10 protein-coding genes are annotated in these 10760 nt (G+C 48.5%); 2 read left to right on the top strand and 8 right to left on the bottom strand.

The window, feature by feature from the left end; all coding sequences use genetic code 11:
- From ACUU1M_RS16160 to tehA, 3 genes are all read right to left on the bottom strand, one after another.
- Positions 1 to 545: DUF3313 domain-containing protein (locus tag ACUU1M_RS16160; protein ID WP_449144691.1), on the bottom strand; the 545-nt coding region annotated here is incomplete at its 3' end.
- A gap of 302 nt (positions 546 to 847) precedes the next feature.
- Positions 848 to 1441 (bottom strand): tellurite resistance methyltransferase TehB, encoded by a 594-nt coding sequence (tehB, locus tag ACUU1M_RS16155; protein WP_000586723.1) that lies wholly within the window; start codon positions 1439 to 1441, stop codon positions 848 to 850.
- Positions 1438 to 2430, bottom strand: a complete 993-nt coding sequence (tehA, locus tag ACUU1M_RS16150; RefSeq protein WP_005074778.1) for a dicarboxylate transporter/tellurite-resistance protein TehA — start codon at positions 2428 to 2430, stop codon at positions 1438 to 1440. The genes tehB and tehA overlap by 4 nt, the downstream gene beginning before the upstream one ends.
- Positions 2431 to 2553: 123 nt before the next feature.
- Here tehA and ydcK point away from each other — a divergent pair, with 123 nt between their 5' ends.
- A complete protein-coding gene (ydcK, locus tag ACUU1M_RS16145) occupies positions 2554 to 3534 on the top strand; it encodes a YdcK family protein (RefSeq protein ID WP_001234065.1) in 981 nt (326 codons plus the stop codon).
- Here the strand turns inward: ydcK and rimL are convergent.
- The 4 genes from rimL to hglS form a co-directional block, all read right to left on the bottom strand.
- Positions 3529 to 4065, bottom strand: coding sequence for a 50S ribosomal protein L7/L12-serine acetyltransferase (gene rimL / locus ACUU1M_RS16140; RefSeq protein ID WP_000140884.1), 537 nt, complete (start codon positions 4063 to 4065; stop codon positions 3529 to 3531). The two genes, ydcK and rimL, sit on opposite strands and share 6 nt — an antisense overlap.
- Before the next feature lie 62 nt (positions 4066 to 4127).
- The gene (locus ACUU1M_RS16135; protein WP_001296778.1) at positions 4128 to 4352 is read right to left on the bottom strand and encodes a YdcH family protein; all 225 of its coding nucleotides are present in this window, start codon (positions 4350 to 4352) and stop codon (positions 4128 to 4130) included.
- Between the two features lie 139 nt (positions 4353 to 4491).
- A complete protein-coding gene (gene opgD / locus ACUU1M_RS16130) occupies positions 4492 to 6147 on the bottom strand; it encodes a glucan biosynthesis protein OpgD (protein ID WP_000375966.1) in 1656 nt (551 codons plus the stop codon).
- Between the two features lie 224 nt (positions 6148 to 6371).
- Positions 6372 to 7715 (bottom strand): 2-oxoadipate dioxygenase/decarboxylase HglS, encoded by a 1344-nt coding sequence (gene hglS, locus ACUU1M_RS16125; RefSeq protein ID WP_000013770.1) that lies wholly within the window; start codon positions 7713 to 7715, stop codon positions 6372 to 6374.
- A 216-nt stretch (positions 7716 to 7931) separates the two neighbouring features.
- Here hglS and ACUU1M_RS16120 point away from each other — a divergent pair, with 216 nt between their 5' ends.
- Positions 7932 to 8855, top strand: coding sequence for a LysR substrate-binding domain-containing protein (locus ACUU1M_RS16120; RefSeq protein ID WP_000414572.1), 924 nt, complete (start codon positions 7932 to 7934; stop codon positions 8853 to 8855).
- Between the two features lie 37 nt (positions 8856 to 8892).
- On the opposite strand, the gene trg is transcribed toward ACUU1M_RS16120, so the two are convergent.
- Positions 8893 to 10533, bottom strand: coding sequence for a methyl-accepting chemotaxis protein Trg (trg, locus tag ACUU1M_RS16115; RefSeq protein ID WP_001098561.1), 1641 nt, complete (start codon positions 10531 to 10533; stop codon positions 8893 to 8895).
- Between the last annotated feature and the right edge of the window lie 227 nt (positions 10534 to 10760).

Here is a 10760-nt window from a genome sequence, read left to right as displayed (position 1 = left end):
ACTTTGATAACCGGTTTATTAGTCGCTGCATCAATCAGCTCACCTTCAAAATAGAGGCGAGTATCCATGGTACGGTGGCCTGTAGCCATTTGCGTCCCCGCAACCACTAATGCAACAGGAACCACTTCATAGAATTGCAGCCCTTCTTTGCTGGTATCTACACCGGTAATGGCCCCACGGAAAATCAGACTACGCGGCCCAGCGGTGGTAACCACTGGTTTACGCTGCGCTATCGCTTCTTTCATTTCGGTGTTGGTATAGTTCAAAATTTTATCCAGAACTTTCTGCCCTACCTGGGTAGAAGGTTTTGGTACCGGATAATAAGTGATTGGGTTCCAGACGATGCTGTCATATTTGCTTTGATCAAAACTCGGGTCTACCCAACGTAAAACAGGTTTACCTGTTGCTGAGGTTGTTTCTTTTAAATCAGAGTAATTGTTTAAAAAACCAGAATATTTATCTGGCTGGGTGATTTTAGAGGCACAACCAGACAGAGCCAACAAGCCGCATAAAGCTGCAACTTTCGCAAATGATGTGGTACGCATGAATAGTTTCCTGAGATGATTATATTACTTTCTAAGTTATAGCAAAAAGCGCCGCTTCGTGTTGTGGCAAAAAAAGTGTTGGTGAAAATAAATTTTTCAGCCCCTTTTCAGACGACATAGTCAATGCCGAAAAAGGGGCTAAGTCAATCATCAGTAGTTAAATTTCAGTAAGTTAAGCTGCTAAAAAACTTCGACTACTGTGATTAATTTCACATCCCTTCGATAAAAAATATGCTTACCGAAAAGAAGAACAGTAAATCATCTCAGCGTGGGGAATTTTCACGCGTTTTGTGCTTACCGGGTCATTTTTTACGTGCCAGCATCGTGGCGAAACGCAGTTTAATACGATTACCGTTGGCGTCGGTGCGGTGCAGCTCGCCGACGTCTTCATTGTATTTCACCCTCTCCCAGCCTTCGTAATATCGACGTAATTCTCCCTCTTTGAAGGCAAACGTGAAGCCGACGGTACATGGATAATCAGCGGTATCCATCGCCGCCACAATCAGGTTGTAACCACCAGGTTTAGTGCAACGTTGCATATTGGCAATCAACCCTGGGATGGTTTTAGCCTCAAGGAACATCAGCACCACAGTCGAAAGAATAAAATCGTACTGTCCATCAAATGTGAGGTTATTCAGATCAACGACCCGGGTGTGTAAATTATCCAGATTTTCAATGGATTTAATGCGCTCGACGTTGGCGATACTCATGGCATTTTTATCCCATGCGTCAACATCATAACCATTGGCTGCCAGGTAAAGACTGTTACGACCATTGCCACAGCCCAGATCCAGCGTTTTACCCGGTTTAACCACTTTCACCGCTTCCAGTACTTCAGAGTGTGTGCGGGTTAATTCATATTTATCAGTAAAATAGTTTTCGTCACGAATGATCATTCTTTGTCCTCTGCTTTCATTAAAACGGCGCGCTCGGTTCTGACTAACAATTTTCCCTGCATCAGAAGCGCAAAAGTACGGATGAGCAGTATTGCAATAATAAAATTGGTAAAGATAAACAGCGGCACCGCCAGCGTATGGAAAAATCCATTATCGCTGCCACTCCCCAGATGCAAACCGGTGGTTGCCAGTGCAGATACGCCGAACGAGAAACTCCAGAATGAAGCATTAAATGGCTGGGAGAGATACCATGGCATCAGACGTAGCATAAACAGCAGTTGCAGCAGTCCATAACCGAAAAGCATTTTCGCCAGCGTGTCACCCTCGCCGCCGTTGACGCTCAGCCAGGCACTACAGGCCACCAGCGCAGGAGCGAGCTGAATGCCGAGTGATGTCCGCAGTGCCGTGGGTAATTCTCCCGAACTGCGCAGACGCTGCAAGATCACCGGTTCAAGGCTTAGCCATGAGAAAACGCCTGCGCCTAAAAACACCAGACCGGCGTCGGTGTAGCCCAACGCACCACAGGCCATTGCGCTGATAAAGTTGTTGGCAACTGTCGGCAGATACAGTCCAGGCGTGGTAGCTTCTTCAGGGTGAGATCCGCGCCATAATCCCGCAGTTTGCCAGGCGGCATAAGCCAACTGAACCACGACACCAAAACTGAACATGCACACCGCCAGTGGGCGAAACCACGGAACAAAACCAATCGCCACCAGCATCATCGTTGCCGGAAACAAACTCACAAAACTGCTCAGCACTGGATGGCGAACTTCCGCCAGCACGCTATGCGGAAAGCGTATGAGTCGGGTAATAAATGCGCTAGCCAATAATCCCCAGATGATCATCGCCAGAATCACCAGCCCATCCCCTAACCAGTGGCTGACCTGCCAAACCTGGCTGGCATAGCGCCAAGCAAATCCCATCCCTATCGTCCCCAACACAATACCAAAGTAGCCTGCCGGCAAATTGAGCACTTTATCGCTCTGCATCTTCTTACTCATTTTGTTTAATTTATAAAGTATATTTGAAATGCATTTTATGGAATTTTCTCGCGCATAGCCAGAGCCGCAGAATTTGCTACGGTTATAGTAAGTCACCTGTGGGAAAACGCTATGCGCAAATATCGCCTAAGTGAAGAACAGCGAGCCTTTAGTTATCAGGAAGATGGCACTAAAAAAAGTGTGTTATTACGGCAGATTATCGCCATTAGCGATTTTAACGATGTGATAGCAGGAACCGCTGGCGGCTGGATCGATCGCGAAACGGTGTTAGCACAGGAAGAAAATTGCTGGATTTACGACCAGAATGCTATTGCGTTCGGCGGAACGGTGATTTCCGGTAATACGCGTATCACCGGCACCAGCGTGCTGTGGGGAGAGGTTTACGCAACGGATAACGTCTGGATCGATAATAGTGAAATCAGCCAGGGTGCATATATAAGTGACAGTGTCACCATTCATGACTCATTAGTTTACGGGCAATGTAGAATATTTGGTCACGCCTTAATTGATCAACATTCTATGATCGTCGCCGCACAAGGCTTAACGCCCGACCATCAACTCCTGCTCCAAATTTATGATCGCGCAAGGGTTAGCGCCTCGCGTATTGTCCACCAGGCACAAATTTATGGCGATGCCGTCGTCCGGTATGCTTTTATTGAACATCGCGCCGAAGTTTTTGATTTTGCCAGTGTTGAAGGTAATGAAGAGAACAACGTCTGGCTATGCGATTGCGCTAAAGTCTACGGTCACGCGCAGGTGAAAGCTGGCATAGAAGAAGATGCCATTCCGACGATTCATTACAGTTCGCAGGTGGCGGAATATGCCATTGTGGAAGGTAATTGTGTGTTAAAACATCATGTCTTGATTGGCGGAAATGCCGTGGTACGTGGTGGACCGATTCTGCTCGACGAGCACGTTGTAATACAAGGTGAGAGCCGTATTACAGGTGCGGTGATAATTGAAAACCATGTGGAGTTAACCGACCACGCCGTCGTTGAAGCCTTTGATGGCGACACGGTTCATGTCCGTGGTCCAAAAGTCATTAACGGCGAGGAGCGCATTACGCGAACGCCGCTGGCAGGGTTATTATGAATCGATAATACGCGCGTATAAGTTCACATCATCATAGGCATCATTCAGGAACTCAGCCTGTTTCAGGCAACCTTCAAGGATAAAACCATTGCGCAAAGCGACCTGGTTGCTTTGCGGATTGTCCACCCGACATTTGATCACGAAGCGTCTAAGTTCACCAGACTGAGCGTAATGATGAATCAATGCCTGCAGCGCCTGAGAAATGATCCCCTGCCCCTGATGAGATTCGTCCAGCCAGTAGCCGATTTCAGCAGTTTTATTCAGTGGTTCAATACGATTAAACGAGATAACGCCGATAAGTTCATCTTCTTTGAAAATCATGAACATTTTGGCATAGCCGCGTTGATGCAACATCACATTACCCTGCACCGTTTTTCGCGTGTCCTCTTCACTCTGAACGAACTGCGGCCAGTTTAGCGACTGCTGTAACCAGGTTTTATTTTTACAGATTAACTGATAAAGAGGTGTGACGTGACTTTCCGCAACAGCATGTAATTCAAGTGATTCGCTTACTTTTATCGTTTCAGTCATCTTATCTCCAGTCAATCCATGCTGTTGTTAAAAAAGCCGCCTGGCTGGCGGCTTAGGAAAGTTTACACCTCTTTGACGCTCTCCTGCTGCAGGATTTTGAGCATCTCATCTTTTAACTGTAGCTTTTGTTTTTTCATGCGGACCACTTCCGCATTGTACCCTCGACCGTCGGAACCTTCCTTTCTGGCAATTTCATGATCAAGTTTATTGTGTTTATCGAACAAGGACATAAAGCGAGGATTTTCGTTTTTCAGACGGGATATTAAATCTCGGTATTCTGGAAACATACGCACTCCCTGTTAGTGGCTGACACGGTGTATCTGAAATACACACCATCAGATTACTCATTTAACTTAGGGAAAAATGCGAGCGGGATCGTGTTTAACCAGACGGCACCTCCCGAAGAAGGTGCCGAAGAAAAAACGATTAACTCATCACGCGGTCGTCAACATACTGACGTTTATCCGGCGCTGGCGGGAAATACTGATACAGCCATGTTTCACTGATAGCGTCCCCCTGACAACGTAGATACATCCGCATATCGACCGGATCAGTGGAGTCCGAAGTCGGATACCAGTCAAACTGAATACGATAACCATCGATGGGTTCAATATAGAGAATTTCGATTTGCTTCGCTTCCCCACTGGAAAGCGTAATCACCGGCTCAATGCCTTTTGGCGCGGCAGCTTTCAGATCACCACCAACGAAATCGACGGCAAAACGACGCGCCCATTTTTCGGGATAGTGTTCACCTGGCGCCCAACCTTCCGGGAAACCGCCCATGCCGGTACGCGTCGCCATAACGCGCGCTAATGGGCAATGAACAGGCGGTTGCGCACTCCAGTACAGACGATACTGGAATGCAAACTCATCACCTGCTTTTACAGCTTTTTCTGGCTGCCAGAAGCAGACAATGTTATCCAGCGTTTCGCCCGTTGTTGGGATTTCCATCAGGCCGATGGTGCCCTTACCCCACTTGTTACGCGGTTCCACCCACAGACTTGGGCGTTTGTTATACCAGCCCATAATGTCCTGATAATGGGAGAAGTCACGATCCAGTTGCAATAAACCAAACCCTTTCGGGTTGTTGTCGGTGTAAGCATTGAACTGCAATTTTTGCGGATTATTCAGCGGACGGCAAATCCACTCGCCGTTGCCCCGCCACATGGACAGACGATCAGAGTCATGAATTTGCGGATGAATTGTATCGCACATCCGACGTTCATTAGTACCGCAGCTGAACATACTGGTCATCGGCGAAATGCCCAGTTGTTTAATGTCTTTGCGCGCATACAGGTGATTTTCCACATCCATAATCACCTGACTTTTCTCACAATGGATAGTGAACTTATAGGCACCAGTAATGCTGGCGCTATCGAGCAACGCATAAACGGTAAAGGTAGTTGCCCCCGGTTTTACCGTATCAAACCAGAAGGCGGTAAAGTCGGGGAACTCTTCTTTACTGTCGGTGTAAGTGTCGATCGCCAGGCCGCGGGCCGACAAACCGTATTGATATGTATCATCAACGGCGCGGAAATAACTCGCGCCGAGAAATGATACTACATCACGGCGCGCCAGTTCGGGGGCTTTAAACACGCGAAAACCGGCAAAGCCGAGATCGCTTTGCCCTTCTAATTGTTTGGTATCAACACCTGCATCGTTGTATTTGAACAACTCCGGGCGAAAGTGAATTTCACGCGCCAGATGTGTTGCTGGATCTACAGAAAACATACGAACGCGGCGACGGAATCCCATTCCCATATGGAAGAACTGAGCGTCCAGTTGACGGTTCTCAACGTTATGCCAGAGCGATTTTTCGGCGTCGTATTGAATACTGTTATAAGCCTGCGGCGTCATTGTCGCCAGCGTGTCAGGTAACGGACGAGGCGCACCACGCCACGCTGTTTGCGCTAAGTCGTGCGCCATTGACTGTAGAATGGAGAAGTCAAAACGCTGGGTTTGCCCGTCGGCAATATCAGAATCTGCCGCGAATGCCGCCTGAGAAAAAAGAGAAGCAATGCCGCTGGTACCGCACACGGCGGCCATAGCCATTGAACCTTTAATAAATCGTCTACGATCCATACCTGAAAGTGAGTCCTTCTGGTGTTGTGAATGGTCCCGCGCTGGTCGTTTTCAGCGGCAAGAAAGTGCTTATTTATGACCGCTCACTCTAGACAATATTTATTAATAATCCAATTGTTGAACTGAGAGAATATGCATAAATCGGCATTTTTTTTATGTCGATGGGATGAGCCTGATTCGTTTGTAAAATCAGGCAAATTTTTGCAAAGGCGGATGGTCAGAATTTAAAGCAAACCACAGCGACGTTTACTGCGTTCTTCCGCTTCCTGGTAAAGCTGGAACTCATCCAAAACCGGACAACCCAACGCCTGCTCAAATGCTTCGCGACTGGCATTACCGTGACTGCGTGTCTGCGTTTCATTACCCAGATTTGACTGGAAGATCCCCGCCGCACTAACGGGCAAGAAATCTTCATAGGTGATGGGTTGCGCCACTACCCAACCACGTTCAATTAAGGGCTGTGGATCGTCTCCAGGATGAATCACCTGACGATGCGCCTCACCCGAAGGCGTCAGACGGTACCGGAACCATGCCAACCCTTGCTGACGCATTAAAAACTCACTGTCAGGAAAAGTGCGGAAGGTTTCCTGTAAATGCATTTGGTGAGTGAGATTATCCTGCCCGGTTCCAGCGTTACGCAGAAGATCATCATACAGTTGTCGCCCTTTCGGCGTTAATGCCACGCCACGCTGCTCAATTTCACCAAAGCGCGCGGTATGCGTGCCCTGTTTCTGCCCCGCAAACAACACCGTCTCTTCCAGTGCTTTAAAGCTGGTCTGGCGTAGTAAAATCGGTACCTCGCGGCGCGGCGGCCCCTCGATGAGAATTTTGGGTTCAATTCCGCATTCAGGCATCATCGACTGCACCCGGTCAATATCCAGCGTATGTGGCGTCAGGTGGTTGATATGGCATCCAGGAAAACAGACCACATCAGCAATCAACCGATGTTCGTTGTGCAAGGCGCGATAGGTTTCTTCATCTACCGTTGCTAACTGGTGCCAGCGAAACGTTTCCAGGGCTTCCTGCACAAACTCCTGTGCCTGTGTTTCGTTAAAACCGCCCTGCTGCTCATATTCCTCTAACAGTTGTCGACAACGTGGGGTGAAGATATCGCGCTGACGCAGAATCTCCGCCGCTTTCTGGCGCAAAATTTCGTTCTCGATAAGCTCAAGGCGGAGTAAGGATGTAAAAACGCGGAAGGGATTACGCGCCAGAGAAGCATCATCAATGGGCCGAAATGCTGTCGAATGTACCGGCACCCCTGCCTGCGAGAGATCGTAATAGCTCACCGGGTACATCCCCATAATGGCAAACATCCGCCGAAGAGTAGCAAGCTCTTGTGCAGTCCCAACGCGAATCGCCCCATGACGTTCAACATTCAGTCGCGCCAGCTCGTCTGCATTTACCATTTTTTCGTGCAGTTGAGGATTGTTTTCCAGCACAGCCAGATTCACATCAGCTACCAGTTCCAGCAGCGTGCCATATTGCGGAACTTCTTGCTGGTACATGGCTGACATTGCCTGCGAAAACTGTTCCCGAATCTCATCCGCCGTGATGCTGTTCGCCATAGTGTCTGCCTCCAGTGGTCAGTAATCTGGAGTGTAGGTAACCGCATTCACTCTGGCGGGAAGAATTTACAAACTGTGATCTCGCCGCGAAAACATCAATATTATCCATTTTGCTGTAACATAATTGCTTTAATTGTTAATAATATTTTGCAATCAAGTTATCATAATCAAACAACTTCACTTGTCAGCGACACCGCTTCGTTTTTAACATCGCTTATGGAAAAAAATAGTCTGTTTAGTCAGCGCATCCGTTTGCGCCACCTTCATACATTCGTAGCTGTCGCACAACAAGGAACTTTGGGGCGCGCGGCTGAAACCCTTAATTTGAGTCAACCTGCGCTCTCTAATACATTGAATGAACTGGAGCAGCTGACGGGCGCTCGCTTGTTTGAGCGTGGTCGTCAGGGGGCGCAACTTACCTTACCCGGCGAACAATTTTTAACGCATGCAGTCAGAGTTCTTGACGCCATCAACACTGCCGGACAGTCGCTTCATCGTAAAGAAGGTCTTAATAATGATGTCGTCAGGGTTGGTGCACTACCTACTGCGGCACTGGGGATATTACCTTCGGTTATAGGTCAGTTTCATCAGCAACAAAAAGAGACGACCTTGCAAGTTGCGACAATGAGTAACCCTATGATTCTGGCGGGTTTAAAAACCGGGGAAATCGATATCGGCATTGGTCGGATGTCAGATCCTGAACTGATGACCGGGCTTAATTACGAACTGCTGTTTCTTGAATCGTTGAAGCTGGTTGTCCGCCCTAATCACCCGCTACTTCAGGAGAACGTAACGCTAAGCCGGGTGCTGGAATGGCCGGTCGTTGTATCACCAGAAGGCACTGCGCCACGCCAGCATTCAGATGCATTAGTGCAGAGCCAGGGCTGTAAAATTCCTTCGGGTTGTATCGAAACGCTGTCTGCTTCGCTATCTCGTCAACTTACCGTTGAATACGATTACGTGTGGTTTGTCCCTTCTGGCGCTGTAAAAGACGACCTGCGTCATGCCACGCTGGTGGCCCTGCCTGTTCCGGGACATGGTGCAGGCGAACCGATTGGAATACTGACCCGCGTAGATGCGACGTTCTCTTCTGGTTGCCAGTTGATGATTAACGCTATTCGAAAATCAATGCCGTTCTGAAAGGTGAAGGGATCTGTCGATCCCTCCTTGAACATTTTCACACCGTAGCGAAACTAACTGGTTCACCCGCTCCGCGAGGTTCTGCCGACACAGAATGTTTGTTCAGACGGAATACGTTCACCGCCTCAGTTAATCGTGCAGCCTGTTCTTCAAGGGACACCGCCGCTGCTGAGGCCTCTTCTACCAGAGAAGCATTCTGTTGCGTCACCTTATCCATTTCAGAAATCGCCTGGCTAACCTGAGTTATGCCTCTACTTTGTTCATCCGAGGCGGCGGCGATTTCCTGCATGATATGTGTGACACTCGCGACGGCATCAACAATAGTGCTCATGGTTTTCCCTGCCGTTGCCACCTCATCCGACCCCAGGTCAATTAACCTGACTGATTCACTGATCAAGCCTTCAATCTCTTTCGCTGCCTGAGCGCTGCGGCTTGCGAGTGTCCGTACTTCGCTGGCGACAACGGCAAATCCACGCCCTTGCTCACCCGCTCGCGCGGCTTCAACGGCAGCATTCAGTGCCAGAATATTCGTCTGGAAAGCAATACTGTTGATGACGGCGGTGATCTCAGAAATTTTCTTCGAACTCGTGGAGATAGCGCCCATCGTTTTTACTACACCGGAAACCGTCTGCCCGCCATCGCTGGCTTTAATAGAAGCCTCTTGCGCCAGTTTGCTGGCATGATGCGCGTTATCCGCATTCTGTTTCACCGTCGCAGTGAGTTGCTCCATGCTGGCGGCAGTTTGTTCGATAGCCGCCGCTTGTTCTTCAGTGCGAGATGACAGGTCCGCATTGCCAGCTGAAATTTCGCTGGTGCCACGATAAATCTCTTCCGCGCCCTGTCGAACAGTCCCTACTGTCATCCCCAGTGAATGCTGCATTTGCTGTAAATGACGACTTAAGCGACCGATTTCATTACGACCCGCCGGTTCATCATTCATCGTCAGATCGCCACTGGCGATTTTTTCAATCCGTTGTGCGGCATGTTGCAGTGGACGAATGACGATCCGACGTAGCACCATAAATGTTATCAGCGTCATGACCAGGGCAAGCACAAACGCGCCAATCATGAACATCCCACCTAGGCGGGTGCGCTGATGGGCCAGTTCCGCCAGTTGGTTGGCTCTGGTGCTACGTATCTTAACGGCTTTGTTCAAAATATCGGTATAAGCATTATCCAGCGGTCGGATCTGCTCACTTTCATGATTGATAATCGCTTCAAACATGCCATTTTTGGCATATTTCAACATAGGTTGCATACCCGTGATATAAGCCTGAAAGCGTTGATTTAATTCAGTGTCGAGGGCTTCATCAGCAGGTGTTTTCACCGGTCGATTCTGATAAGCACGATAACCTTGCTGCGACTGTTTAATCTCCGATTCGGCTTGCGCAATATTTCGCTTCATTGCTTCCATTTCCGCAATACGACTCGCAGCCCCGGCCTGAATCATATTGATCCGGGCTGAACGCAAAAAATCTGAACTGTTCGCTAACCCGGTCCGAATCTCAATCTCCGCAGTAACATCACGCTGATCGCGATCGGCCTGCCAGAGGAAATAGCCAGCCAGAGCAGAACTTAATGCGAATAGAACTAAGATACCGCCAAGAATGCAGGCAAATAACGGAACCAGCCTGATGTGATGCAAAAAACCTAATCGCTGTGAGGGAGTTGTATTCATTACCGTTGTCTCTCGTCCAGGTTTACTCCTGATAGAAAGTCATCGGCACTTGACGGTAATTACTTATGACCAAAAACCTCTTTGCGTCACATTTTTACAACAATTATTGCAGAGAAAATTAATGCTATTGGAATGAAGAGAGTAACGAATGGCTAAACTGGCTAACCCGAATGACGAAAAATTCTGGAAAACAGCACGCAATTTCGTGAAGTGATTATTTTCGTCCT

It is taken from the genome of Shigella sp. SIG6, assembly GCF_053555815.1.
This window is presented reverse-complemented; position numbering and strand designations above follow the sequence as displayed.

Bases quoted from the DNA above. Each gene is read 5' to 3' on its own strand.
- tehB (WP_000586723.1), bottom strand. From the start codon at position 1,441: ATGATCATTCGTGACGAAAACTATTTTACTGATAAATATGAATTAACC.
- tehA (WP_005074778.1), bottom strand. From the start codon at position 2,430: ATGCAGAGCGATAAAGTGCTCAATTTGCCGGCAGGCTACTTTGGTATT.
- ydcK (WP_001234065.1), top strand. From the start codon at position 2,554: ATGCGCAAATATCGCCTAAGTGAAGAACAGCGAGCCTTTAGTTATCAG.
- rimL (WP_000140884.1), bottom strand. From the start codon at position 4,065: ATGACTGAAACGATAAAAGTAAGCGAATCACTTGAATTACATGCTGTT.
- ACUU1M_RS16135 (WP_001296778.1), bottom strand. From the start codon at position 4,352: ATGTTTCCAGAATACCGAGATTTAATATCCCGTCTGAAAAACGAAAAT.
- opgD (WP_000375966.1), bottom strand. From the start codon at position 6,147: ATGGATCGTAGACGATTTATTAAAGGTTCAATGGCTATGGCCGCCGTG.
- hglS (WP_000013770.1), bottom strand. From the start codon at position 7,715: ATGGCGAACAGCATCACGGCGGATGAGATTCGGGAACAGTTTTCGCAG.
- ACUU1M_RS16120 (WP_000414572.1), top strand. From the start codon at position 7,932: ATGGAAAAAAATAGTCTGTTTAGTCAGCGCATCCGTTTGCGCCACCTT.
- trg (WP_001098561.1), bottom strand. From the start codon at position 10,533: ATGAATACAACTCCCTCACAGCGATTAGGTTTTTTGCATCACATCAGG.